Annotated in this window: 19 protein-coding genes and 1 tRNA gene; 12 read left to right on the forward strand and 8 right to left on the reverse strand. The window is 41.0% G+C overall.

Annotated features, from left to right (window positions below; translation table 11 throughout):
* Nucleotides 1-60 precede the first annotated feature (60 nt).
* Entirely contained in the window at nt 61-1,608 is a 1,548-nt protein-coding gene (locus tag B4U84_RS09310; protein WP_131117227.1) for an HlyD family secretion protein, read from the reverse strand.
* Between the two features lie 769 nt (nt 1,609-2,377).
* Between B4U84_RS09310 and B4U84_RS09315 the strand changes: the two genes are divergently transcribed.
* Both B4U84_RS09315 and B4U84_RS09320 read left to right on the forward strand, forming a co-directional pair.
* Nucleotides 2,378-2,566 carry a hypothetical protein gene (locus tag B4U84_RS09315; RefSeq protein ID WP_165490262.1) on the forward strand — a complete coding sequence of 63 codons (189 nt, stop codon included), beginning with the start codon at nt 2,378-2,380 and terminating at the stop codon, nt 2,564-2,566.
* A 250-nt stretch (nt 2,567-2,816) separates the two neighbouring features.
* Nucleotides 2,817-3,701, forward strand: a complete 885-nt coding sequence (locus tag B4U84_RS09320; protein ID WP_131117233.1) for a tetratricopeptide repeat protein — start codon at nt 2,817-2,819, stop codon at nt 3,699-3,701.
* 259 nt (nt 3,702-3,960) lie between these two features.
* Here B4U84_RS09320 and B4U84_RS09325 read toward each other — a convergent pair whose 3' ends face one another.
* Nucleotides 3,961-4,365, reverse strand: a complete 405-nt coding sequence (locus B4U84_RS09325) for a response regulator (protein ID WP_017313635.1) — start codon at nt 4,363-4,365, stop codon at nt 3,961-3,963.
* Between the two features lie 341 nt (nt 4,366-4,706).
* On the opposite strand from B4U84_RS09325, the gene gyrA reads away from it, so the two are divergent.
* Nucleotides 4,707-7,226: a DNA gyrase subunit A gene (gene gyrA, locus B4U84_RS09330; protein WP_131117236.1), complete on the forward strand. Its 2,520-nt coding sequence runs from the start codon at nt 4,707-4,709 to the stop codon at nt 7,224-7,226.
* Nucleotides 7,227-7,456: 230 nt separating this feature from the next.
* On the forward strand, nt 7,457-7,636 hold the full coding sequence (locus tag B4U84_RS09335) for a CAB/ELIP/HLIP family chlorophyll-binding protein (RefSeq protein WP_016859114.1): 180 nt from the start codon (nt 7,457-7,459) through the stop codon (nt 7,634-7,636).
* Nucleotides 7,637-7,786: 150 nt separating this feature from the next.
* On the opposite strand, the gene rpoD is transcribed toward B4U84_RS09335, so the two are convergent.
* The gene (rpoD, locus tag B4U84_RS09340; protein WP_017313633.1) at nt 7,787-8,965 is read right to left on the reverse strand and encodes an RNA polymerase sigma factor RpoD; all 1,179 of its coding nucleotides are present in this window, start codon (nt 8,963-8,965) and stop codon (nt 7,787-7,789) included.
* Nucleotides 8,966-10,755: 1,790 nt separating this feature from the next.
* Entirely contained in the window at nt 10,756-12,693 is a 1,938-nt protein-coding gene (gene gyrB / locus B4U84_RS09345; protein ID WP_131117239.1) for a DNA topoisomerase (ATP-hydrolyzing) subunit B, read from the reverse strand.
* A 262-nt stretch (nt 12,694-12,955) separates the two neighbouring features.
* Here gyrB and miaA point away from each other — a divergent pair, with 262 nt between their 5' ends.
* The 6 genes from miaA (at nt 12,956) to B4U84_RS09375 (ending at nt 22,076) form a co-directional block, all read left to right on the forward strand.
* Entirely contained in the window at nt 12,956-13,996 is a 1,041-nt protein-coding gene (gene miaA / locus B4U84_RS09350; RefSeq protein ID WP_131117242.1) for a tRNA (adenosine(37)-N6)-dimethylallyltransferase MiaA, read from the forward strand.
* Nucleotides 13,997-14,141: 145 nt separating this feature from the next.
* Complete coding sequence (gene glcD, locus B4U84_RS09355; RefSeq protein ID WP_131117245.1) at nt 14,142-15,629, forward strand: glycolate oxidase subunit GlcD; 1,488 nt, start codon at nt 14,142-14,144, stop codon at nt 15,627-15,629.
* A gap of 565 nt (nt 15,630-16,194) precedes the next feature.
* Nucleotides 16,195-18,021 (forward strand): sensor histidine kinase, encoded by a 1,827-nt coding sequence (locus tag B4U84_RS09360; protein ID WP_131118836.1) that lies wholly within the window; start codon nt 16,195-16,197, stop codon nt 18,019-18,021.
* Between the two features lie 362 nt (nt 18,022-18,383).
* Nucleotides 18,384-19,700 carry a peptidoglycan-binding domain-containing protein gene (locus B4U84_RS09365; RefSeq protein WP_131117248.1) on the forward strand — a complete coding sequence of 439 codons (1,317 nt, stop codon included), beginning with the start codon at nt 18,384-18,386 and terminating at the stop codon, nt 19,698-19,700.
* Nucleotides 19,701-19,856: 156 nt separating this feature from the next.
* Nucleotides 19,857-20,729, forward strand: coding sequence for an S-methyl-5'-thioadenosine phosphorylase (locus B4U84_RS09370; protein ID WP_017313626.1), 873 nt, complete (start codon nt 19,857-19,859; stop codon nt 20,727-20,729).
* A 132-nt stretch (nt 20,730-20,861) separates the two neighbouring features.
* Nucleotides 20,862-22,076, forward strand: a complete 1,215-nt coding sequence (locus B4U84_RS09375; RefSeq protein WP_017313625.1) for a DUF790 family protein — start codon at nt 20,862-20,864, stop codon at nt 22,074-22,076.
* Nucleotides 22,077-22,210: 134 nt separating this feature from the next.
* Here the strand turns inward: B4U84_RS09375 and B4U84_RS09380 are convergent, their stop codons facing one another.
* Together B4U84_RS09380 and B4U84_RS09385 are read right to left on the reverse strand one after the other, a co-directional pair.
* The gene (locus B4U84_RS09380) at nt 22,211-23,551 is read right to left on the reverse strand and encodes a Mur ligase family protein (RefSeq protein ID WP_131117251.1); all 1,341 of its coding nucleotides are present in this window, start codon (nt 23,549-23,551) and stop codon (nt 22,211-22,213) included.
* 164 nt (nt 23,552-23,715) lie between these two features.
* Nucleotides 23,716-24,090 (reverse strand): type II toxin-antitoxin system VapC family toxin, encoded by a 375-nt coding sequence (locus B4U84_RS09385; protein WP_207390915.1) that lies wholly within the window; start codon nt 24,088-24,090, stop codon nt 23,716-23,718.
* Between B4U84_RS09385 and B4U84_RS09390 the strand changes: the two genes are divergently transcribed.
* Both B4U84_RS09390 and B4U84_RS09395 read left to right on the forward strand, forming a co-directional pair.
* Nucleotides 24,070-24,705 (forward strand): ThiF family adenylyltransferase, encoded by a 636-nt coding sequence (locus tag B4U84_RS09390; RefSeq protein WP_131117254.1) that lies wholly within the window; start codon nt 24,070-24,072, stop codon nt 24,703-24,705. The two genes, B4U84_RS09385 and B4U84_RS09390, sit on opposite strands and share 21 nt — an antisense overlap.
* 33 nt (nt 24,706-24,738) lie before the next feature.
* Nucleotides 24,739-25,002 (forward strand): hypothetical protein, encoded by a 264-nt coding sequence (locus tag B4U84_RS09395; RefSeq protein WP_131117256.1) that lies wholly within the window; start codon nt 24,739-24,741, stop codon nt 25,000-25,002.
* 85 nt (nt 25,003-25,087) lie between these two features.
* Here B4U84_RS09395 and B4U84_RS09400 read toward each other — a convergent pair whose 3' ends face one another.
* Together B4U84_RS09400 and B4U84_RS09405 are read right to left on the reverse strand one after the other, a co-directional pair.
* Nucleotides 25,088-25,963, reverse strand: coding sequence for a TrmH family RNA methyltransferase (locus tag B4U84_RS09400; RefSeq protein ID WP_131117259.1), 876 nt, complete (start codon nt 25,961-25,963; stop codon nt 25,088-25,090).
* 76 nt (nt 25,964-26,039) lie between these two features.
* Nucleotides 26,040-26,122 (reverse strand) — tRNA-Leu (locus B4U84_RS09405).
* Nucleotides 26,123-26,386: the final 264 nt, after the last annotated feature.

The following is a 26,386-nucleotide window of genomic DNA, read 5'->3' on the forward strand; positions in this document are numbered from 1 at the left end:
AAACTAGCTTTTTGGTAATTTTCGCGTAAGTTCTGTACTTATCTAAACCGTAGAGATTCTCTACATCCGCTGAGGATTTCCGCCACCACTATTTCTACCACCACCAGGCATCCCCGGAAACATACCTCTAGGTGTTGATTGGGGTCGTGAACCCGCCGGAAAACTCAGCAACACCCTCTCATTACCTTTCAAACCAGATTTAACTTCGGTAAAGTTATTGACAGTGACACCAGTTTGAATAGCAGTAAACTTAGGCTTGTTATCTGCTCCAGTCACAAATACACCTGTAGCATTTTGTTGGCGTACCACAGCAGCAGTCGGTACAACCACTGCATTTTGTAATTGACCAACTTGAAACTCTGTTTCTACATTCATCCCAGACCGCAATAAATTTTGCGAGTCTGAGGTAATAGTTATTTTCACTTCAAAACTAGTAACATTTTGTTCTACTGTGGCTTGGGCAGCAATTTGACTAACTCGACCCTCAAAGGTTTTACCGGGATAAGCATCTGCTGTAATTGTGACTTTTTGACCAAGACGAATTTGAGCAATATTAGTCTCAGCGATATTCGCCACAACCTGGTTCGTAGAAGCCAAGGACAAAATTGAAGAAGACACTGCTGAGGAAACAGAACTGGCTGAGGTTGTAGGAGTCACAAAAGCACCAGGGTCAGCATACTTCTTAGTGACAACAGCATCAAAAGGTGATTTGATAATCGTGTCATTAATTTGGGCTTGGATATTTTGCAGCGAACCACTAGCAGAAGTTACTTCAGCACGCGCAGCTTTAATATCTTCTTGGCGTGACCCTGCTTTTAATAATGCCAAAGCTTCTTGTCTTTGCTTCACCACAGCTTGTAATTGCTGAATGTCTTCGGGACGCGCTCCCGCTTTTTGTAACGCCAAAGCCTGTTGAGCTTCGTTGACTTGGGCTTGGGCGCTGTCACGATCTGCACGTTTTTGATTTACAGTTTGTAGAGAAATAGCCCCATCCGTGTAGAGTTTCTGGTTGCGGCGTAGGTCATCATCAGCCTTACTCAAAGTAGCTTGAGCCTGTTTTAAACGTGCTTCTGCTTGGGCAATATCCTGAGTACGATTTCCTGCTTGAGCTTTACGTAGATTTGCTAGTGCTTCATCTAGTTGCGCTTGTGATTGACCAATATCCTGGGGACGATTACCTGCTTCTGCCTTTTGTAGATTTGCCTGGGCTTGTGCCAATTGTCCTTGGGCTTGGATGAGTTGTCCTTGGAGATTTGAGTCATCCATGTAAGCAAGTATTTGTCCCTGTTTGACTGTATCTCCTTCCTTAACTAAAAGTTTTTTCAGTATGCCTGAGTTTTTAGGACTAATGTTGATTGATCTTTCCGGTTTCACGGTTCCATTTGCAGAAACCTTAATTGGTAAAGTCTGCCTTTCTACAGGAAGTGTAAAAGTTTTGCGTCTAGCTTCCTGAGTCGGAACAACAACTACTTGGCGATAGACTAGCAAACTAATAGCACCTATTAGTAAGAAAACAGCTAGCCACGGAAACCAACTAAATTTAACTTTTTTTTTAATCTTTGGCAGCGAAGGTAAGGAATCTACAGGGTTAGATGTATTAGAAGCCATTTCTATAATTTTTTGTGTAAAAAGAACAGGAAACAGGGAGTGGGGAATTCAAAAAACCTGTCTGCGATTTCAATCGCAGTCTCTTAAGCAGACTGTTTGATTTATTTAAGTCGTCTTCAGACGACTTGCGCTATTAGCTAAGGGTTTAAACCCTTAGGTATATTGAAAAAATCGCGATGCTCCCCCCCACTCTCCCCGATTTTCATTCCCTGTTCCCCGTTTACTCTAAGTGTTTACTAACAATTGGGAAACGGTTCAAGGGTAAACCAAGAAGGGAAAAAGTAAAGGGTTAATAGGTAAAGGTTTTAAATTTTATATCTATCTTCAATTTCCCATTTTCCCTTACTTTGCCTCATTGTTTCCCCTTGCTCCGGCCTCTGCAAGAAGGATAATAAATTTATCGTATAAATTTCTTTCAGCAATTACATGATGCAAAGGTCACAAATTAGTATGTGACCAAAGTCATGGATGGGTATAAATCAGTTAAAAGGGAACTCTTAACTCTTAACAGGGAACAGAGTGGTTTGGGATGGGGATTTAACCCCAACCCAAACAAACAACTTATAAAAGATGGGGTTTTAAACCCCGATGGGGAATAGATAAAAAAACCTGCGATTGAAATTGCAGTCTCATAGTGAAAGTCAGCTTAAGCAGACCACTTGATTTTATGAAGTCGTCTTTAGACGACTTGTGCTATTAGCTAAGGGTTTAAACCCTTAGGTATATTGAAAAAATTCGGATGCTCCCAGTATTTGTATTTCGCTGACGAGTGTTTGATACTCGACGACGAGTGTTTGATACTCGACGACGAGTGTTTGATACTCGACGACGAGTGTTTGATACTCGACGACGAGTGTTTGATACTCAACGACGAGTGTTTGATACTCAACGACGAGTGTTTGATACTCGACGACGAGTGTTTGATACTCAACAACGAGTGTTTGATACTCGGCATTAGACTTCTTGCAGGAATAAACTAACCCTCATCCCCCAGCCCCTTCTCCCAATATTGGGCAAAGCAAAAAGTCTATTGTTTGTCTGTTCCCTATTCCCCGTACTCTATGAGAAGCCGCTGACGCGTCTACAAAGTAGCATCTCCTCTGGAGAATCCCCATTCCCTTTCTTTGTAAACTTTTCTTGCACACACACGAGCGGAGATCGTTTAAGCTATCTGAAAGATTCATTCATCGTGGCAGAGAGGCGGTAGTGTGCCTAAAAGAATTGGTTTAATTTCTCTGATTGTTGTCTGTAGTTTGTGGAGTATGCCTAAAGCTGCTCATGCACAGGCATTAATACCCCATACATTGCAACTCGATACAGCCAAATTGGAACAACAAGGGTTGGGTTTAGCACAAGAAGCAGCACAACTAGCACAGTTTCAACAATACGAAATGGCTATGCCCAGAGCGCGGCTAGCATCTCAATTGGCTCCTAAAAGTGATAAAGTTTGGTTTCTCTTAGGTGGTTTATATTTACAAACCAAAGAATTAGAGCCTGCGATCGCAGCTTTAAAAAAAGCCCAGTCTCTGAATCCAAAAAATGGTGATGTTCTGTTTGCTTTGGGTTCAGCTAACTTTCAACAAAAAAAATACGATGTTGCTGTTGACTATTTCCAGCAGGGTCTAAAGTTAAAACCCAATGACCCAGAAGGGTTATTTGATTTGGGTAATGCTTACTATATGCAGCGTCGATATCCAGATGCGATCGCTCAGTATAATCAAGCTGTCTCCCAAGATAAAAAATTCTGGCCTGCAATTAACAATATTGGTTTAATTAAGTACGAACAAGGTGATGTGGCAGGAGCTATCCAGCAATGGCAATCTGCTGTCACAATCGAAAAGCAAGCCGCAGAACCTTTATTGGCTCTAGCTGTGGCACTATACAATAAAGGCGAACGCCAAAAAGGTCTAGCGATGGGTGAAACTGCACTCCGCGTTGATGATCGATATGGTGATCTTGATTTTCTCAAAGAAAATCTTTGGGGCGATCGCTTACTTGCGGATACCAAAAAATTCTTAGAATTACCCCGTATTCAAGCAGCCTTACAGCAGAGAGGGGAAAATACAACTCCCAAACCACAGCCGATGCAGTAGGGAAAGGGGATTGGGGATTGGGGATTGGGGATTGGGCATGGGGCATTGGGAACAGACTTGTTAAATAATTCCCCCCACACTTCCCACACTTCCAGACGCGATGAATCGCGTCTCTACATTACTCCCCACACTCCCCACATTTCCTTGTTCCCTGCCACTTGCTCAAAAGTGCTATCTAATAGTACATATATATTAAATGTAAAAAAACGGTAGCCCAATAAACTAAATGGGCAACCGTCTTAGTTTAAGGGGTGTATCATTACAAATTATCTTTAGGCAGGAGTGCAATGATCTGGTCAACAAAAAGTTGATGATCAACAACAGGCTTAGAGATGTAACCATCAGCACCGCTTTGCTTGAGAAAATTTTCGCGATCGCCCTCCATTGCGTGTGCTGTCACGAGAATAATCGGTAAAGTAGCAGTTTGCGGATCGGATTTTAGCAGTTGTGTAATTTTGATCCCATCAACGGACTTACCTTGGTAAACACTTCTTGATAGAGAAACATCCATTAAAATAATGTCTGCCTCTCCCGCTTGGGCAATTCTCATTACCTCTTCCACATTTTCAGTATGTTTTACTTCCAGTCCACCGCGTTTGGTCAAAATTTTGGAAAAAACGCGAGCGTTAATCAGATCGTCTTCGACAATCAAAACAGTTTTCATGAGAATTTGACTTTGAGAGGTGAGGGGATAACAGAAATTTTAGATTTGGGATTTGGGATTTTGGATGATTAACTTGGATTTTATGCTCATCCATGATGAAAGTGGATTCCTTTTGAGCAATCTAAAATCTAAAATCTAAAATCCAAAATCTAAAATCCAAAATTGTATGTGTCTCCTTGTGAGTAATCAATGTATATCCTGGACATCAAGGATAATATAACTGCTTTTGATCGTATAACTATCAAGATTTTGTAATGATGAGCATTACATCCGCTATGCTGTGGTTGCTGTAATCTTCAGTAACGGCATATTTTGTGTAGTGAAAACTTAGGGACAAACTCATGGCAAAACAGTTAAACCTTCTCTCTACGGGACAGGTCATCACCACGGCCTTGCATACCGAAATGCAACGGTCTTACCTTGAATATGCCATGAGTGTGATAGTCGGGCGGGCCTTACCAGATGTGCGTGATGGTTTAAAACCAGTACATCGACGGATTTTATACGCGATGCATGAACTTGGTTTAACACCTGATCGCCCTTATCGAAAATGCGCTCGTGTCGTGGGGGATGTCTTAGGTAAATATCATCCCCACGGGGATCAAGCTGTTTATGATGCTTTGGTGAGGTTGGTACAGGAATTTACCAGCCGCTATCCCTTACTGGCAGGACATGGTAACTTCGGCAGTGTAGATAATGACCCAGCAGCAGCAATGCGCTACACAGAAACGCGCCTCGCACCAATTAGCTACGAGGGGATGCTAGCCGAAATTGGCGAAGAAACGGTAGAATTTGCTGGTAACTTCGATAATTCTCAGCAAGAGCCGACTGTATTACCAGCGCAGTTACCGTTTTTGTTGCTCAATGGTTGTGCAGGTATTGCTGTGGGTATGGCAACTAATATCCCACCGCATAATTTAGGGGAAGTTGTAGATGGGTTAATTGCTTTAATTGATAACCCCGATTTATCGGATGACAAATTATTTGAGTTAATTCCTGGGCCTGATTTTCCGACAGGTGGGGAAATTGTTGGTGATGTGGGAATCCGGGAGGCTTACACCACAGGTAAAGGTGGTATTGTGCTGCGGGGAGTGGTGCAGATTGAGGAAGTTGTTGGCGGGCGAGGAAACAAACGGCGAACAGCAATTGTAGTAACAGAATTACCTTTTCAGGTTAACAAAGCCGGTTGGATTGAAAAAGTTGCAGACCTAGTAAATCAAGGCCGCTTGCAGGGAATTTCTGATATCCGGGATGAAAGCGATCGCCAAGGGATGCGCGTTGTCATAGAACTCAAACGAGATACCAACCCCCAAGAGCTTCTCCAGCAACTCTATCACCAAACAGCGTTGCAAACGAATTTTGGGGCGATTTTATTGGCTTTGGTAGATGGACAGCCACGCCAGCTATCTTTACGCCAATTGTTACAAGAGTTTTTACATTTCCGCGAACAGACCCTTTCACGCCGCTACACCTACGAGTTAAGTAAGGCAGAAAACCGTTCGCATTTGCTAGAAGGTTTATTGAAAGCCTTGTCTCGCCTTGATGAATTAATTGAGATTTTGCGACGGGCTGTTGATGGTAGTACCGCGAAAATCAACTTGCAAGCTCGCTTAGATTTGACTGAGGTACAAGCAGATGCAATTTTAGCAATGCCACTCAGACGCCTGACAAGCTTGGAACAACAGAATTTACAGAAAGAATACGAGCAGTTACAAGAGGAAATTACAACGTTACGAAAGTTACTGAGTGATCGTCGGGAATTACTCAAAAGTCTGAAAAAAGACTTGCGTACCCAAAAGCGCAAATATGGTGATGAACGTCGCACCAAAATCATCAGTGTGAGTGAGCTACGCCAAAAAGCCACGGCAACGCGGGGACGTGGGGATGGAAGGACAGAGGAAGAAGATCCCAAATTGAGCATTCAAAATCTCAAACCTGAACAACCTGTCGAAGAAGTGGTATTAGAATTGACTCAACGGGGATATGTGCGTCGTATTCAGCCGAATGGGAAAAAGTCGAAGATTGATAATGGTATGGCTGATAATGACTTTGTCATGCAAACAGCCTTGACTGATACAGACAAAGATTTACTGGTACTAACTAGCAATGGCAAAGTTTATCCGGTGAAAGTAGGAGATATTCCTCCGACCACTGGGCGATCGCCGCGAGGGACACCATTAATTACCTTGCTGACGAATACTGCTCAAGAAGCTTCTGAAGCTGTTGTCAGCCGCTTTTTGCTACCAGAAAAGCCAGAAGACGGCCAGATGATTTTGTTGACAAAGCAAGGAAGGATTAAACGCCTATCTTTAACAGAATTTACTAGTTTGACACGTCGCGGCATTACTATTTTGAAGCTCAAAGACGATGATGAATTATTATTAACTCAACTCACCACTACAGGAGAACAAATCATTCTAGCTAGTTCTGGTGGACGATTGTTGCGGTTTAAAGTTAACGACGAACAGCTACCTATTATGGGTCGTACCGCGATGGGTTTACAAGCTATGCGCTTGCGTCAGCGAGAAACTATGGTTGGTGGTGTAACTTTTAATACTGAAGAAAATATTTTGCTGGTAACGCAACTAGGATATGCTAAACGTCTGCCAACTAGTGGTTTGCGATTAACTAATCGGGGTGATATTGGGACTCAAACTTTCAAATTTACCAGTAAAACCGATTACTTAGCAGGTATGCTACTAGCCAAGCCAGGATCTGAGGTGGTATTAATAACTAATCATCAAAGGATGGTGCGTCTACAAGTAGACACAGTCACAAATTTGCCTAAAGATTCCACTGGTGAAAGTGTATTTCAACTCAACAGAGATGAAAAAATTATCACTGTTACCGAATTGGTTTAGAGTAGACCTTTTGCTGAAGTTGGGAAAGGGATCGGGGATCGGGGATTGGGGATCGCCTTTCCCCTTTCCCCGATCCCTCATTTTACGTTTTGAATAAGTTATTACATCGATAGATATCATAAGTCAATCTAATACAACTAATACTCATAAAAGTTGCATTTCTTAAAATACTTGTTATATTAGTTAACAAAGGCTATAAACTTTTGTAAATTCAGTTTGGAGTACTAGTCATGCAAGATACAACAAAAATCACAGCTCCTGTAATCGAAGATCGTAACGCTTGGCGTTGGGGCTTTACTCCTCAAGCAGAAATTTGGAACGGTCGCTTGGCGATGATCGGCTTTTTAGCTGCTGCTCTGATTGAATTATTTTCTGGTCAAGGCTTTTTACACTTTTGGGGTATTCTGTAAATTTTAAAACCAGAAGTTTTTATAGGACATCACTAAATAGATAGATAAATAAAAACCTGGGGTGAAGTCACACTCCCAGGTTTTTTATTTTTTGTCATCAGTTATTAGTCAGTTGTCATTTGTGTAAGGTTGATGACCAATGACCAATGATTATCGGATATACTCTTTGAGAACGCTGTTACGGTTGGGGTGGCGTAATTTACGAAGTGCTTTCGCTTCAATTTGCCGAATACGTTCGCGGGTGACATTGAAAATTTGTCCAATTTCTTCGAGAGTCTTCATCCGACCATCGTCTAAACCATAGCGCAGTCGCAGAACATCGCGTTCACGGGGACTAAGGCTATCAAGGACTTTTTCTAAGTCTTCGCGCAGGAGGTTCTTAGAAACTTGGTCTTCTGGAGTTTCGCCGTCAGATTCAATAAAATCGCCGAGTCGAGAATCTTCTTCTTTACCAATGGGTGTTTCCAAAGAGATTGGTAGCTGGGCTGATTTTGCAATAAATCTCAGCTTCTCAATAGTCATCTCCATCCTTGTAGCAATTTCTTCCTCAGTTGGTTTACGACCCATTTCTTGAGAAAGCAGCTTGGTAGTCTTTTTGATGCGAGAGATAGTTTCGTAGAGGTGGACAGGTAAGCGAATTGTCCGGGATTGGTCAGCGATCGCTCTGGTGATCGCCTGACGAATCCACCATGTAGCGTATGTAGAAAACTTATAACCTTTTTCGTGGTCAAACTTTTCAGCAGCACGAATCAAACCAAGGCTACCTTCCTGAATCAAATCTTGGAAAGACAAACCGCGATTCATGTACTTCTTGGCAATTGAGACTACAAGACGCAGGTTAGATTGTACCATTTTGTCTTTTGCCCGCCGACCAACATGCAGACGATGACGGAATTGTGGTAGGGGTATTTGTACTGCTTCTGCCCATTCGCTGTATTGAGGTTCGCGTTCCAACTGCTGTTGTAAGCGATCGCGAACTCGCTCTAATTCTAGTAAATCTGCAATCTTACGTGCCAATTCGATTTCTTCGTCAGCCCGGAGCAGCCGAATTCGTCCTATTTCTTGTAGGTAAAGACGAATCGAATCCTCGGTATAATGCTTTTTCTTGCTTTGTGACCGACGACGCGATTTTGCGGCTTTCCCAGACTTTGCGTCGTCCTCATCAGACTGAGGTTCTAAAAATTCTTCGTCGAGCTCGCCATCATCATTGATCAGCAAGTCCTCTTCGTCTTCCAACAAGAGTTCTAACTCCAGTTCAGGCTGATTCATCTCAATTTCTAGGTCAGGCTGATAATCAATGGTATCGAGTACGTTGTTAGCCTGGTTCATGCCGCGTTCCTCATGCTCCTTGCAGAATCAATTACTCAAGTGTTATTACCACTCTTAATTTAGTAAGCTATGTTGCCTTTTGATTAAGAGGGTTGTTAGCTAATTTGGCTAATATAGATATGTTCGGAACTTTTAACTTTTGTTGAGACAACCGTGGTATGGCTCTCCAATACAAGTAGTAAGTTCTAAACTCTGTATTTGTTTCTACCACAGCAGTACTCCAAAAGGTAAATTTCCTCATTCCTAGTAAACTTGATATGTGTCGCCGGGCAACACAAGTGTTTACTGAACTGGTCTAAAAAAGACTCATGTTGCTAAAAAAATTTACCACTCCATACAAAAAAGTTATGACTGTTGGAAGATTTTTTTTGAAAAGACTGTTCCGATTGTAGCCTGTTTCACAGAAATTGCACTCTCTTTATGTGGCATTCATGAACTAATTAAGTCAGGTCAAGGGAGGTAATGTAAAGCCTGTTTTACCAAAAAGACGTTGAAAATGACACCCATACACTGGAATTTTCTCTAAAACTTTTTGGAATTTTTGTAGCATCATCATTACCTTAAAAATTAGGTAAACTCACTTGTATCCGATTCAATGTGTAACCGACAACATTTATGGAAACAGTAAACTTTTGCTTAATTCCATTAAAACGCTAAAGTGCATCCATTTTTACACTTCCTTCATAAATTACTAATTTGGGATTTACATTTGTCTTTTAGTAACAGCCACTCTCATGCTTGTTAGAGTAGGCATGAGACCACAGACTCAATTCCCAATTTAGAGTCATGGCGCTTTCATGAAAGCACTCGACCTGTCGAGGAGCCAAATAACCTAACTGAGGAGTTGAGGCTTTGGCAGAATCAGCCGAAAGACCGAAGATTTCTAGATATGGCTAATTCGATCTTAATCACAGGTTAGCGCATTATTAAAAATTCAACCCTTTGCAACTTGACAAACTCTTTTTATTGTATACACCGAATATTTTAATCAATTCAGAAAAGATTTGACAGCAAGATTAACGATATTAGCTCACGCATAACAAAATTGCATAGTACGAATGCAAATTATACAGTCGTAGATTCTCTGATGATAGGTATCAATCTTGAAACCGTCTCTTAGCATGATGTTATGCCAACTATCAGGACAATAAATTTCAGTTTGTAACTCAAAGCAAAAATCATATCGTTTGAATCTAGGTGTCGAAACACATGTGTTTCGTTATATTGTTGAGCTTACTCAAAACTAAAAAACCTTTTGTTGATTCATCTCACAGGCGTACATCCTAATAACCATCTAAGTTGTTACTCTAACCAAAGTTGTAGCTTATCAGACGCCTTTTGACTATATAAATCTTGATGTTTTTTGAAATTTTCGTATATTTTGTGCGATCGCTTTGACAATTTGTCATATAAACACGTAAATTTGTGGGCTATAAGTTTGTATCACTTCTATCTCAACACTCCGGGAAGTCTGTTGAGTACAACTTATCCTGTAAAAATTTTTAACAAGATAGTGAAGTCGGTGATTTAAAAATTTGATATTAAACCCACTTTTAAAAAAACAATCTTTATTTTTGGTTTGACACAATTGTTAAAATATGTTTAATTTCTCTAATATATAGCAAATTGGAATCAATAGACTTAATGACACACCTGAAATACCAGATAAGTTCAAATCCCCAACTTCTTTAAAAAGTCGGGGATCTTGTCTGGAGCGAATGATTTAGGAATGCTAAATCAAAAATATTCTTCCTTGTCTTCCTTATCTCCCTTATCTTCGTCGCATTTAGTTAGATATCTAAATCCGTGAGGTTGAGCTTAGAACCATAGGTTTCAATAAATTCACGGCGAGGTGCAACGCGATCGCCCATTAAAATAGTAAAAATGCGATCAGCCTCCGCCGCATCCTCAATTTCCACTTGTTTAAGGGTACGTGTTTCTGGGTTCATTGTAGTTGACCAAAGTTGTTCGGGCATCATTTCACCCAAACCTTTAAACCTTTGGATGGTATAGTTAGCATTTTCCGGGAACTGACTAATGTATTGGTCTTTTTCGCGGTCGCTGTAGCAATATCTATAATTTTTTCCTCGCTCTATTTTATAAAGTGGAGGACAAGCAATATAGATGTAACCCTCCTCGATTAGCGCCCGTTGATAACGATAGAAGAAAGTTAATAACAGTGTACGAATGTGTGCGCCATCGACATCCGCGTCAGTCATAATCACAATCCGGTGATACCGCAGCTGGGAAGCATCAAATTCTTCACCTTTAACTCCTAAACCAAGGGCAGTAATTAACGATTGAATTTCGTTATTTTTATAGATTTTGGCGTCGTCGGTTTTTTCAATGTTCAGGATTTTTCCGCGTAGGGGTAGAATTGCTTGGAAGCGGCGATCGCGTCCTTGTTTTGCGGAACCACCTGCGGAGTCCCCTTCTACCAAATAGATTTCCGATTCTTTGGGATCACGAGAAGAACAGTCTGCTAGTTTACCAGGTAAGGGCGAAGATTCCAAAACCGACTTGCGGCGTACCAATTCCCGTGCATGACGAGCTGCTTCGGCTGCTTTAAAAGCTTGGATGGCTTTATCTAAAACCGCATCCGCAACGCTGGGGTGAAATTCTAAATATTCTGTGAGGGTTTCTCCTACCAAAGAATCAACGATTCCGCGAACTTCAGTGTTACCAAGTTTAGTTTTTGTTTGTCCTTCAAATTCTGGATCGGGGACTTTGACAGAAATTACGCCTGTCAAACCTTCGCGGACATGTTCTCCACTGAGATTGGGTTCATTATCTTTGATTTTATTACGTTTGCGAGCGATCGCATTCAGTGTCCTGGTGAGAACTGCCTTTAAACCTTCTAAATGTGTACCACCATCAACAGTCCGAATATTGTTGGCGAAGCCCAAGACATTATCTGTATAAGCATCGGTACACCATTGCAATGCTACCTCTACTTGGACATTATTTCGTTCTCCCTGCACGAAGATCACTTCTTCATGTAGTGGTTGTTTGTCAGCGTTTATGTAGCTAATATACTCACGAATACCACCCTTGTACTCATAAGTTTCTACCTTGGGCTGATCGCTTTTGAGTAATTCCAAACGGTGGTCGGTAAAAGTAATTTTTACGCCCGCATTTAAGTATGCTAACTCCCGTAGGCGACTTGCCAAAGTCGTATAATCAAACTCTGTACCAGTAGTAAAGATTTGTGAATCTGGCTGAAAGCTGACGGAGGTGCCGGTGCGATGATCTTTGTAAGGCTTGACCTTCAGTTCAGTGACAGGAATACCCCGTTCATAACGCTGGGTATGAACATTTTTATCTCGCCAAACCGTCACTTCCACCCACTCAGATAAAGCATTAACAACAGAAACACCGACTCCGTGTAGTCCTCCAGAAACTTTGTAACCGCCGCCGCCAAATTTTCCGCCGGCGTGTAGTACTGTCAACACAGTTTCCAAACCCGATTTTCCTGTTTTGGCAACAATTCCCGTAGGAATACCGCGACCATCATCTGTTACAGTAACAGAACCATCGGCGTTAAGATCCACCTCCACATGGGTGCAGTAGCCTGCTAAAGCCTCATCAATCGAGTTGTCCACCACCTCATAAACTAAATGGTGAAGTCCTCGCGGACCAGTGGAACCGATGTACATCCCCGGTCGCTTGCGGACGGCTTCCAGACCTTCCAGAACTTGAATCTGTTCGGCACTGTAACTGCTCGTCATGAAAGTTCTCCTGATTTGTGGGGGTGAAGTCGCCAAAAGGCGAAAAATTTAAAAACACTCCAAGATTCTAACACAAAAGCCTTATAGGCGACTGTAGGGCAATTTGCTGCTAAATTCAAATAGGGATTCCAATCCTCTGATTTAAGTAGGTGTCAGGTGTGAGGAGAAAGGGGACAGGGGACAGGGGACAGGGGAAAGGGGAAAGGAGAATTCTTAACAACTAACTTTTGACAAATGACCATTGACTATTGACAAATGACCAATGACTAAATTAATTGTGATTTGTGGTGCGACGGCAACGGGTAAATCAGGTTTAGCATTAGCTTTAGCTATGCGATTAGATACTGTAATTCTGAGTGCAGACTCCCGTCAAGTATACAGGGAATTTAATATTGGTACAGCAAAACCAACTCTAGATGAACAGAAATTAGTTCCGCACTATTTGATAGATATATGCAATCCCACAGAAGTGATGACTGTAGCAGATTATCAGGTGCAAGCGCAAGCCTTAATTCTGGGACAAGGGGGTGGGGAAGAGAAGGGGGGCAAGGGGGAGAGGGGGGAGAGGGGGGACAGGGGGAACGAGGAAGAAATTTCTCCGTTGTCKCCCCCTTCTCCTTTGTCTCCCCCCTCTCCCCCCTCTTACTTGTCTTCTCATTCCCCGCTATTACTCGTAGGTGGTACTGGTTTATACATTCGTTCCATCACTCAAGGGATGAAGATTCCCAGGGTAGCACCACAACAGGAGTTGCGATCGCAGCTGGAATTTATTGGTCAAATGCAACTCTACGCTATGCTACAACAAGTTGATCCAGTTGCAGCAGCAAAAATTCATCCCAACGATTCTGTACGGACTTTAAGAGCATTAGAGGTATTTTACGTCACTGGTCGTCCGATTTCTGAGCAACAGGGAGAAAATCCTCCAAGTTATCCGATTTTACAAATAGGTTTAGATTGTGATCCTGCTCATCTTGGCGATCGCATTACTCAGCGCACTAAGAAAATGATTGCAGATGGTTTAGTCACGGAGGTGGAGTATCTTTGTGAAAAATATGGTGTTGACTTGCCTTTACTAAATACTTTAGGGTATCAAGAGATTAAGCAATATTTATCTGGCAATATCTCTTTAGATCAAGCAAAAGAATTAACTATTTTACACACTCGACAGTTTGCTAAACGTCAACGCACTTGGTTTCGTGCTGATTCTCAAATTGAATGGTTTGATGTAGGAAGTCCAGATTTGTTAGAAAAGGTATGGCAGAGAGTCCTAAGTTTTCTCACTACTTCTGAAGATAATAGTTGAACTATCACTTAATTGTGCAGCGAGTTGTTCAGCTTGAGAGGTGCGTTGTTAGGCGACTACACCCTTACAGCCTTAGTTTTTGTAACAATATTAATTAGACCAACTCACACAAGCGATCGCATCTTTCCTTTTTCCTTAAAAATCTATGCTCACCCAAGATAAACAACAACGCAACTGGCAACCTATTATCAAAGAATTTGAAGCAACAGTTGGTAAAAATGGTGTAGTGCAACGCCGTGAAGAACTGATCACCTATGAATGCGATGGACTTACTAGCTATCGCCAACGCCCAGCGGTGGTAGTGCTACCGCGAACTACTCAACAGGTGGCAATGGTAGTGAAGATATGCAATAAATATTCTGTCCCCTTTATTGCTCGTGGTTCTGGTACTGGTTTATCAGGTGGGGCTTTGCCCATTGAAAATAGTGTTTTGATTGTTACTTCTTTGATGCGGCAAATTCTGAATATAGATTTAGAAAATCAGCGTGTTGTTGTTCAACCAGGAGTAATTAATAACTGGGTAACGCAAACTGTTAGCGGTGCTGGTTTTTACTATGCTCCCGATCCCTCTAGTCAAATTATCTGCTCTATTGGTGGTAACGTTGCGGAAAATTCTGGGGGTGTGCATTGTCTCAAGTATGGTGTGACAACTAACCATGTTTTGGGATTAAAAATAGTCACTCCTGAAGGCGAAATCCTAGATTTGGGTGGAGAAATTCCCGAAATGCCTGGTTATGATTTAACAGGGATATTTGTTGGTTCGGAAGGGACACTGGGTATCGCTACAGAAATTACGCTGCGAATCCTCAAAAGTGCAGAATCAATCTGTGTGTTGTTGGCAGATTTTACGAGTATTGAAGCGGCGGGAGCGAGTGTTTCTGATATTATCAGCGCGGGGATTATTCCTGGTGGTATGGAAATTATGGATAATCTCAGCATCAATGCTGTGGAAGATGTGACAGCATTAAATGTTTATCCTCGTGATGCTGTAGCAATTCTATTAATAGAAATTGATGGTTTGGCTGTAGAAGTTGCAACAAATAAACAAAGAATCGCGGAAATTTGTCAACAAAATGGAGCGCGTAATGTTACTTCTGCCAGTGATCCAGATACGCGATTAAAATTATGGAAAGGACGCAAAGCTGCGTTTGCTGCGGCTGGACATTTGAGTCCAGATTATTATGTACAAGATGGGGTGATTCCCCGGACTCAGTTAGCTTATGTGTTGCAAGAAATTGAAGCATTGAGCCAAAAATATGGTTATCAGATTGCTAATGTTTTTCATGCTGGTGATGGAAATCTTCACCCATTAATTTTGTTTGATAATTCTGTTCCGGGTGCATTAGAAATAGTGGAAGAAGTGGGCGGAGAAATTCTCAAGTTATGTGTAAGAGTTGGTGGTAGTATTTCTGGTGAACACGGGATTGGAGCAGATAAAAAATGTTACATGCCAGAGATGTTTACGGAAACTGATTTAGAAACTATGCAATGGGTACGCCAAGTTTTTAATCCTCAAGGTTTAGCGAATCCAGAGAAGATTTTTCCAACCCCACGCACTTGTGGAGAAGCTGCAAAAGCTATGGGTGAGAGTAGTAAGAAGTTTGAAGTAATTGATGGGGTAGATCGTTTTTAACAGTTAACAGTTATCAGTTATCAGTTATCAGTTAGGGGAATAGCAATAAATTTAAGTAAATTGGTACAAATAAAGCTAAGTACAGACGCAAGGAACATCGCGTCTGTACAATAGTCATTTGTCAAAAGTCATTGGTCATTTGTAAGGGTTTGGTGCATATTTACTTTTCATAACTCCCGCCGACTTACTTATTAATCTAATATTTCATAGGGTGCGTTACTTTGTTAACGCACTAATATTAAGATTTGTAAAATTTATTCACATAGCAATTTCTTGTAAAATGAATTTATGCAAGAATGCTAAAAAAGATACAGTAAATAAACTTAAACTATTTGCAATTATCCTGCAATATATATTTAAAGCTCTATAATTAAGTTAAAAGTTAACTAGGTTGAGCAACTATAAGCTTGACTAGGTTTTTCATCAGCAGTGCATAGAATAGAATTTTCATCAACAAAGGCTTCTTAGTCTTAGTCTAAGGTGCTTAAAGGCATTTACTACAATTAGATATTATTTTATGGAGAGAAGGCCTAGTAGAGTCAGTAAACCAACCAGGGACTCTCGCATGAATGTCAATCCATCAGAATCTACCGCAGAATTAACACAAGCTATCTGTCAAAAATTTCAAATTGATATAGATCTAGAAGACAGTAATTCTAATCAAATATTGAGTGCGATCGCTCAACTAATTTGTCAATCGATTGATTTAAATACGATTCTAAATTTTACAGTTAAAGAATTACGAAGGCTATTACTAAGCGATCGCGTCCTCATTTACCATCTAGATTCTGGTGATAGCGGGACTATAGTTGCAGAATCTACTATTGCTGCGGGTAGTCCACTCTTAGGAATGAAGATCACAGACTCTTGCTTTAGCGAAAAACATGCAGAACGCTACAAGCGTGGTTGTATGCAGATTGTAGAAGATATTTATGCGGCTGGATTGCATCCTTATCAGATAGATTTTCTCTCCTCTTTGCAAGTCAGAGCTAATCTGGTAGTACCGATTATATTTCAGCAGGATCTTTGGGGATTGTTAATAGCACAGCATTGTTGTGAACCACGACAATGGTTACAAACAGAAATTGATTTGCTCAAACAATTAGCAACCCAAATTAGTATTGCTATCCAAAACTCAGAACTACGTCAACAAGTACAACATCTGCAAACTAAAAAAAAGTTACAGGAGTCTGAGCAATTAGTACAAAATATTACTGAAAAAATCCGTGATTCGATAGAGGTAGATGATATTTTAGAGACTGCTATTGCTGAATTAGCAAAGCTATTAGAGATCGAGCATTGCCACATCGAATTCTATGATCCCAGTTATACTTTTGCTACTATCGCCCACAAATACAGTACTATTCCTCCCGTCTATCAAGGAATGAAACGACAGGTTGCAGATTTTCCCAAACTGTATCAACCACTATTACAAAAACAGTCGTTGCAATTTAGTGAAGTTTTAAGAGATTGGAATCCTAATTTAGTGATAGTGACACAACTAGCTTGTCCCATTTTTGACGCTGAAACAGTGATGGGAAATATTTGGCTAACAAAAGTCACCCAAGAACCGTTTGCAGAATCCCACATCAAGCTGATACAACAAGTAGCAAATCAATGTGCGATCGCAATTCGCCAAGCTAAACTTTATCAACTAGCCCAGACACAGGTAAACCAACTTGAAAAACTGGACAATGTCAAACACGAATTTCTCAGATCCCTTTCCCATGAATTGCGAACACCAATCACTAGTATTAGCCTAGCTGTACAAACCTTAGAAACAATCATCAAGCAAGAAACATTATTAAACGCAGATGTCTTATCACAATTGTTGCACATTTTACAGAACGAATGTCAGCGAGAAAGCAAACTGATTAATGATCTGCTTTCACTCACATATTTAGAAGCAGAAGCCGAAGTTTTGACCGTAATCGTGATTGATCTCAACAGTTGGCTCCCTCCGATTGTGGAATCTTTTCGAGAAGTTACTATTTGTCAGCAGCAACAGTTATTTTTGGATTTGGCTGGGGAACTCCCACCTTTAGAAACAGATATCACGGACTTGGAACGTATTGTTACAGAATTACTCAGTAACGCCTGTAAATATACACCTGCGGGTGAATCCATTACCGTTGCTGCATCTGCAACACAGGAAAACGTAGAGATCAAGGTCAGTAATTCTGGTGTAACAATTGAAACTAGTAACCTTGCACGTATTTTCGACCCCTTTTACCGCCTTCCCCAACATCATCCTTTGCAGTACGGTGGAACTGGATTAGGATTAGCACTAGTGCAGAAACTGGCAAAACATTTAAAAGGTTCTATTAGGGTTGAAAGTACAGCAGTTTCTACTACCTTTACTCTTATTTTACCAAGAGCGATCGCTGTTTAGTAGGGGTGGAAGGGTGTGAGAGTCTCAAGTATATTTATATACATGCTTTGTTAAAGTATATTTTTAGAGAAAATATACTTTGGTACTAAAAAATACTAAATTCTTATGTAATTTTTATGGAGAATGTTATATTTCTGTGTAAATACAACTTTAAATTCTATCTGAGCAAATAAAAATATTTGAGTAGCAAAAAATACGGAGTCATCCGTGACGAAAACTCTAAATATTTGCTTTTTAATAACATGACTAATAATTCCTTGATGCTACAAATCTGTGTAGCCAATCCAAAATCCAAAATCCTCAAGCTCTCGGATAAATCCTGGGGGTCAATCCAAAATCCAAAATCCAAAATCCAAAATCGGATGACTAACTGGAATTGGCACAAATTATCTAGTGGTGCAGCAATGCGGCTTTTATCTGTAGCATTGACTTTAGCAGTGACCAGTTTCGCAGAACAAGCATTAGCACTAGGAAGAGGTGATAGTGGATCTCAAGTCACAAATGTCCAGAGATGTTTGCAAAAATTAGGATACTACAACGGGCCGATCAACGGTAATTTTGGTCCCTTAACTGAAAATGCTGTCAAAAAATTCCAGCAAGCCAAGAAAATTTCTGTGATTGGCCAGGTGGGACCCCAAACTCAGCGATCGCTACAAGCTGCGTGTCAATCTCAACAATCGAGGGGTAATACTAGCAGCAGTAACGTCCTCAAAGTAGGAACCAGGGGTTCAGCAGTCACACAACTGCAAAAATCTTTGCGGACATTGGGTTACTTTAATGGCCCAGTTACAGGTTACTTTGGTCAAGAAACACAACAAGCTGTCATTAGATTCCAGCAATCCCAAAGATTGCAGGCTGATGGTGTTGCTGGTGGAAACACTTTGCAAGTAATACGTACTAATTTAGCATCAAGATCAAATAATGCTGTCGGTGGTGGAGTTGATAACTATCCCAATGCTTGGAATGAAGGTGATGCTGGATCGCAAGTATTACAATTACAAAGAAACTTGGCAAAACTAGGTTATTTCCAAGCGACTCCTACTGGTAATTTTGGTTCTGTCACCAAAAATGCTGTCGTGCGTTTTCAGCGCGATAATGGACTCACTGCTAACGGGATTGTTGACGGACAAACTTGGACAGCAATAGCAACAAACGCTAATTATGTAAATCCCGTAAATCCGAACAACTCAAATGTCAACTACTCCAATCTCAATAACTCTGGTTGTTCACCAACAAGTGGTTTTATCTGTTTGGGTGAAAACAGTCCACGCGTTGTCGCTGTACAACAAAGTTTGCGTCAACAAGGATTATTTAACCGGGATATTACGGGTTACTATGGCACAGAAACCAGAGATGCTGTCGCCCAATTTCAGCAAACAGCGAAACTCAATCCCACGGGAGTTGTAGATTTTCAAACTTGGCAAGCATTAGGATTGACCAATAGCAACCCTACTGGAGTACAGAATTCAAAAGTTGAGAATCGCTATGTGGTAATTGTACCAATTCGTGATGCCAATACTCTTGATCAAGTTCGTCAGTTTGTACCTCAAGCTTTTACGATGCGGTCAAATTTGGGAGAATATGTGAATGCAGGTGCATTTCGCGATCGCTCCGAAGCTGAAAAACGTTCTAGCCAATTACGCGATCGCGGTTTTGATGCACGGGTAGAATATTTTTGAGGGGAGCGGGGACAGGGGATCGGGGATTCTCCAGAGGAGAATCCCTGATCCCTGATCCCCTTTAATTAATCCCTTCCCATCCAAAAAATAGAGCTGTGGAGTGCATAGGTAGTTCATAATAGCTTGGCACTGCAAAAAGCTAGAGGCTTAAAAATCATGACTGAAGCTCGGATTGGGATTATTGGTGGTAGTGGTTTATACAAAATGAATGCTCTGAAAGATGTAGAAGAGGTGAAAGTAAATACGCCTTTTGGATCACCTTCTGATGCTGTCATTTTAGGAACTTTGGATGGAACACGAGTAGCTTTTTTAGCTCGGCATGATCGTAATCATACGCTCTTACCTTCAGAACTGCCATTTCGTGCCAATATTTATGCAATGAAGCAGTTGGGTGTGGAGTATTTGATTTCAGCGAGTGCGGTAGGTTCTTTGAAAGCAGAAGCAAAACCATTAGATATGGTAGTTCCTGATCAATTTATTGATCGAACTAAAAATCGGATTTCTACATTTTTTGGTGAAGGAATAGTTGCTCACATTGCTTTTGGAGATCCAGTTTGTCATAATTTAGCTGGAGTTGTTGCAGATGCGATCGCTTCTCTGAATCTCCCAGATGTTACCCTACATCGTGGCGGTACTTATGTATGTATGGAAGGACCAGCATTTTCTACCAAAGCAGAATCTAATCTGTACCGCAGTTGGGATGCAACAATCATTGGAATGACAAATTTACCAGAAGCAAAGTTAGCACGGGAAGCTGAAATCGCCTATGCAACTTTGGCGCTAGTCACCGATTATGATTGTTGGCATCCAGATCATGATAGTGTCACAGTAGAAATGGTGGTGAATAATTTACAACGCAATGCTGTCAATGCACAAAAAGTTATTCAAGAAACAGTGCGACGTTTGAGTGAAAACCCACCACCCAGCGCTGCTCATTCCGCATTAAAATATGCAATCTTGACACCATTAGATAAAGTACCAACAGCAACAAAAGAAAAATTAGGTTTGTTGCTGAAAAAATATATTTAATTAGTCAATGGTCAATTGTCAATAGTCAATTGTCAAAAAATTACTGACACTTGACTCTGGACACTTGACACTTGTACAGACGCGATTCATCGCGTCTGTACTAACGACACTGGACACTGGACAAATACCTAAATGTTACCAACAGATTTACTCCATCATCGTCAGAATGGAGAAGAAATTATTCCCAAGAGATTAAAACTTGACTCTAAACATATAGACTTAGCTAACGAATTAATTAGTTCTTTTCAAGAATCAGTGGGAAAGACTCAAGGCGCATTAGAACGTCAATTATTAGAATTAGAAGGTGATACAACCGATTATAAAGTTAAAAGGGGTTTGGCTTATCTACTTAAAAGTGGTTTTTGTACATTTGAAGTAGTGAGTCCCCTCGAACCACAAATGTTAAGAGAACGGGTGTTTGCTTTAGCAGCTAAGTCTGTTCCTAGCTCAGAATTAACACAAGTAACATTAAAAAATATAGCTGATCACTTAACTCAAGAACTTGAACGGGAAATATTACCACAGCAAGTCCGTGATGGATTATATGCTGATTTATCAGAGAATAAAATTCTCACAACTTTTGATGCACCAAAACCGGAAAATTTATTGCATAGATATAATTTATCGCAAGTGCAGGGGGTGTTTTATAAAGCCAGTCAATTAGTATTAAATGCTCATCGGAATGTTCCTGGTGAATACAAGCTTTTATTTCGCTATTTAAAATTATTTCAATTAATGGCATATATCGAAGGTGATGCTGACCATGGATTTACAATTACGATTGATGGACCAACGAGTTTATTTAATCCGAGTACACGATATGGTTTAGCGATCGCAAAACTAATTCCTGCTTTATTACATGTTACCAAATGGAGTCTTGCTGCTACATTACAAGTCCGCGATTTTTATACAGAAACCTGGAAAACTGGACGTTTCACCCTCAATTCTGAATGTGGATTAGTGACTCATTACCCACCCGGCAAACCTTACGATAGTATGATTGAAGCATCCTTTGCTGATAAATGGGATGCACTTAAAAGTTGTTGGACCTTAGAGCGAGAAGTTGATTTAATTCCAATTCCTGGTAGTGTGATGATTCCCGATTTTCGGTTAGTTCATCCCGATGGACGTAGTTATCTATTAGAAATAGTCGGTTATTGGCGACCAGAATACTTACAAAAAAAATTCGCCCAAGTCCGACGCGCTCAATGTGATAATTTGATTTTGGCAATTTCCGAACGTTTGAATTTGGATAAAGTCGGTGTGAAATTAAGTGATGTTCCCGCCAAAATAGTTTGGTTTAAAGATAAATTATTGCCGAAATCCATATTAGCAGTCATAGAGTAAAACACCACAGTTTGTAGTAAGCACTTTAGTGCTTTAAATCATTCGGAACAACAGATCCCCGACTTCTTCAAGAAGTCGGGGATCTTAGGCTTAAATTAACCACCAAGACACCAAAATCAGCTTCTACTATCTAATTAGCGAATTTTTTTACCAGTTAATACTTCTCGTACATCTAACATTGCTGTATAGGTAGGTAAGATGTGTAAGGTTTCGTGATTTGGGGTATGTTCCAAAGCTGTGTTGATAGCTTGGCGCAAATCTGCTTCGACGATCAAATTACAATTGTTTTGAAGTGCAGGATTGCTGTAACGTAGACGCAGAGCCATATCATAGGCGCGATCGCCACTTACTACTAAAGTTCCTCCTCGTTGGACTAGTTTCTCTGTATCTACATCCCAAATCCAGGATACATCCTCGCCATCTTGAATGCGATCGTTCAATACTAATAATGTTGTTTGATTATCACTTTGAGTCACCACTCGAATAGTTTCATTTGTCCCTACAGGATTTTTTGATAATAAAATTCTTACCTGTTTACCATTAATTTTTAACTCTTCCGCACGTCCAAAAGCAGGTTGGAAGCTGGGAATTGCATTGCGAATAATAGCTTCATCAATTCCCAATTCCACAGCAGCTGTTACTGCTGCTAAAGTATTGTATTTGTTGTACAAACCAATAAGAATTTGTGGCCATTGGCTACTATTAATAGTTGGTTCACTTCTGGTAAAACCACAACTGGGACAACTATACTCGCCCATATGAGAAAGATAAACGCCTTGATAATCTAAAGCGTGTCCGCAATGAGGACAATAAATAGAATCAACAGCATGGGGAATCGCTTCTAAATAATGTTCTGGTTCATTTAAACCAAAAAAAGAAACTCGCTGTTGAGATAATTGTTGACCAAGATAACAAATTGTTGGATCGTCAGCATTGGCAACAATAATAGTTTCATGTGGTAGAGTAGCGATCGCACTTCCCCAGCGTTTACTAATTGTGTCTACTTCCCCGTATCTATCCAGTTGATCACGAAATAAGTTTAAACAAAGAATCAGTTTTGGTTGAATTGGGGCTAAAACCCTGGGCAAAATATTTTCATCAACTTCTAAAATGGCATAATCGACGTTGAGTGAACCTACCAAATTAGTGCTTTCCATCAACGCTGTCATCAAACCATTTTCGAGATTAGCACCCGTAGAATTGTGAGCAACGCGATAACCTTGGCGTTCTAGAATTTCTCGTAAAAATAGCGAAGTTGTGGTTTTACCATTCGTACCAGCAACCAGAATCACACCCTTGTTTACCTGCTGACTCAGCAATTGCAATAACCGGGGTTCAATCCGACGCGCGATCGCACCTGGTAAAACAGACGCAGCACCCAAACGTAGCGATCGTACCATCAAAGTGACGCTTTTAGCTACCGAGACAGCCAAACCTAGCCGCAGTCTATCTATAAATTGAATTTTCTTTCCCACAACCGTATCCTAAGTCTGCGATTTAATATGCGTGAGTTTAGCGAATCCTGGGTAAAAAGACTAGTCAGATCAACCACAAACTTGTAGAGCGGTGTCTATCAACCCTACGTTTCATGTATTCTTGAAAATGAAAGCGATCGCTTCATAAGCTTGACTCAAAAACTTTAGAAATTAATATCTCTCCAGACTTTAGCCTCAGCAAAGCGACTCAAATGCTTAACATTTGTGGTAGCGATAACAATATAACGACCAGGAAATTCTTCTTTAAGTATCCGCAACTGCGTACAAATGATAATATCTACATCAAGGCTCTTGTCATCGGTAGTGGGAATACCTTGACTGCGAGCAGATGCCCATAAAGAGGCCGCTTGTCTTAATAAAGCTGAACTAATTGGTAAAAAATCAATGATTTCTCGAAGTTCATCTAAAGCCTGAATACCGTTAAGTTCAGTTTTTTTCTGTAGTACTAACATCAAGCTTCTTCTGACTTCAAAATCACATATTTCACCTGTTGGCGGATGACTAACGCGTTTTTTCACGAACAATTGCAACGCACACTCGCATTAATGCATAAACTGCGGGACTTTCCTGTTACCATTTGTGGGGCTGGAGCTTTGGGTGCAAATCTCACCGAAAATCTGGCTCGTTCTGGCTTTGGTAAATTGCGAGTCATAGACAGAGACAGGATTGAAGAACGTAACCTTTCTACTCAACCTTATTACCGTTCCGACGTTGGTGCATACAAAGCCAAAATCCTCACCAATAATCTTTACCGCGCTTTGGGGATCACAGTTGATGGGCGTTCAAAAGAATTAACACCAACCAATGCAAATCAATTATTAACAGATAGTGGTTTGATCATCGACACCTTTGACAATAGCAGTAGCCGACAAGCTGTGTTTGACTACTGCAATAATTCTCAAATACCTTGCTTACACGTGGGTTTAGCTTCAAATTATGCAGAAATCATCTGGAACCAAATCTACCGTGTACCTTCACCTGCAAACGATGATATCTGCGACTACCCCCTGGCGCGTAACTTAGTTATCCTCGCAGTTGCAGTTGCTTGTGAGGTTATTGTTACTTTTGTCGCAACAGAAAAGCAAGAGAGTTTTACTGTTACCTTAGCTGATTTTGCCATTCAGCCTTTGTAATGTATAAATTGAATAGAGATTGGGAATGAAATTATGGAGCAAAATCAGCATCAACAGCGCCGTGTCGCTGATCAGGAGTTTCAGAAATCCCTAGATAAACTGCAACAAATTTTACAAGATGATTCTACACAAACAGAACAAACACCCCAATCCTATAGTGATGATCAAAGCGATGCACCAAAGGAACCGCTACGCGATCGCCAAATAGCCGAAACTTCCTCAAACATAGATTTAGACCTTTGGGAAGACGCTGTTGCTGATATCGAAAAATATTTCCAGCAAAAAGGAAAAAGTTGATGGTCATTGGTCATTGGTCATTAGAGACGCGATAAATCGCGTCTGTACAATGGTCATTGGTCAAGTGTCAATGGGAAGAGACTTGTTAAATAATTCTCCCGTGTCCTCCATGTCCCCGATCCCCGATCCCTTTTCCCCTTTCCCCGATCCCCTTTCCCTGATTCCCTTTCCCCGATCCCTGATCCCCTTTCCCCTGTCTTCGCGCTTCGTATAACATTAATGCAGCTGCGATCGCTACATTCAATGACTCTACCCCAGGACTAAGGGGAATTTTCACTTCCACATCTGCTATTGCTGCTAATTCTGACGACAAGCCAGCGCCTTCGTTACCTAATAAAATCAAACTTGGTTGACGCCAGTCTACCTCCCAGTAAGTTAAATTTGCATTTGGAAGTGTGGCGATCACTTGCATTCCCGCTTGTTTAGCTTGTGTAACTGTCGCTTTTAAATCTGGACTCACCGCCATTGGTAAGCGAAACCATTGTCCAGCGGTAGCCCGTAATACCTTGGGATTATCTAAATCTACACTATCTCCACTCAACCACAATCCACTCGCTCCAGCCGCCGCCGCAGTGCGAATCATTGTACCTAAATTCCCTGGATCTTGGACTGTTTCTAAAGCGAGGACTACACCAGTAAATGGTATGGGAGTTGGAGAAACATCTCGTTTCGCTAGCGCCACAACTCCATCTGGTTGAACCGTAGTTGCGATCGCCGCCATTACTTCTTCACTGACAACTTCAGTGCGATCGCTTTTTTGACAAACCTCTTCCCATAACATTGGATGAGATATTTGCCATTCTGGAGTACAGCATACCACTGCCAGCGGATAATTGACAGCACAAGCTTCCTCCAACAAGTGTGTTCCCTCCAAGAGAAACAATTGCTGCTTATGCCGTTCCTTGGTAGCGTGGAGCTTTCTGATTTGCTTAACTAAAGAATTTTGTAAACTTGTCAGCACAATTTTAGATTTTGGATTTTAGATTTTAGATTCATCCAAAATCGTAAATCTAAAATCTCATGTATAAACTTTCAGATGCGGAACCCGGGACTTGAACCCGGAAGTCTTGTGGACACTAGAACCTGAATCTAGCGCGTCTGCCAATTCCGCCAGTTCCGCTCGTGAATTGGTGTAATGACCGTTTTCTATTATTACTACATTTTCCCTAACTGTCAACTAAGAATTGGGGATCGGGGAAAGGGGATTGGGGACAAGGGAGTGTGGGGAGTAATGTAGAGACGCGATTCATCGCGTCTGGGAGTGTGGGGGAATTATTTAACAAGTCTGTTTCCAATACCCAATGCCCCATGCCCCATGCCCAATGCCCAATGCCCCATGCCCCATGCCCAATGCCCGATCCCCAATCCCCAATATTGTGATGCA

Origin of the sequence: Westiellopsis prolifica IICB1, from assembly GCF_004323185.1 — a bacterium.
Lineage (GTDB): Bacteria > Cyanobacteriota > Cyanobacteriia > Cyanobacteriales > Nostocaceae > Pelatocladus > Pelatocladus prolificus_A.

What these genes read in the sequence shown, in the direction of transcription:
- B4U84_RS09395 (WP_131117256.1), top strand. Translation starts at nt 24,739, where the DNA reads ATGGAGCAAAATCAGCATCAACAGCGCCGTGTCGCTGATCAGGAGTTT.
- rpoD (WP_017313633.1), bottom strand. Translation starts at nt 8,965, where the DNA reads ATGAACCAGGCTAACAACGTACTCGATACCATTGATTATCAGCCTGAC.
- gyrA (WP_131117236.1), top strand. Translation starts at nt 4,707, where the DNA reads ATGGCAAAACAGTTAAACCTTCTCTCTACGGGACAGGTCATCACCACG.
- gyrB (WP_131117239.1), bottom strand. Translation starts at nt 12,693, where the DNA reads ATGACGAGCAGTTACAGTGCCGAACAGATTCAAGTTCTGGAAGGTCTG.
- B4U84_RS09325 (WP_017313635.1), bottom strand. Translation starts at nt 4,365, where the DNA reads ATGAAAACTGTTTTGATTGTCGAAGACGATCTGATTAACGCTCGCGTT.
- B4U84_RS09370 (WP_017313626.1), top strand. Translation starts at nt 19,857, where the DNA reads ATGACTGAAGCTCGGATTGGGATTATTGGTGGTAGTGGTTTATACAAA.
- B4U84_RS09390 (WP_131117254.1), top strand. Translation starts at nt 24,070, where the DNA reads ATGACTAACGCGTTTTTTCACGAACAATTGCAACGCACACTCGCATTA.
- glcD (WP_131117245.1), top strand. Translation starts at nt 14,142, where the DNA reads ATGCTCACCCAAGATAAACAACAACGCAACTGGCAACCTATTATCAAA.
- B4U84_RS09335 (WP_016859114.1), top strand. Translation starts at nt 7,457, where the DNA reads ATGCAAGATACAACAAAAATCACAGCTCCTGTAATCGAAGATCGTAAC.
- B4U84_RS09310 (WP_131117227.1), bottom strand. Translation starts at nt 1,608, where the DNA reads ATGGCTTCTAATACATCTAACCCTGTAGATTCCTTACCTTCGCTGCCA.
- B4U84_RS09360 (WP_131118836.1), top strand. Translation starts at nt 16,195, where the DNA reads ATGAATGTCAATCCATCAGAATCTACCGCAGAATTAACACAAGCTATC.
- B4U84_RS09375 (WP_017313625.1), top strand. Translation starts at nt 20,862, where the DNA reads ATGTTACCAACAGATTTACTCCATCATCGTCAGAATGGAGAAGAAATT.
- B4U84_RS09365 (WP_131117248.1), top strand. Translation starts at nt 18,384, where the DNA reads ATGACTAACTGGAATTGGCACAAATTATCTAGTGGTGCAGCAATGCGG.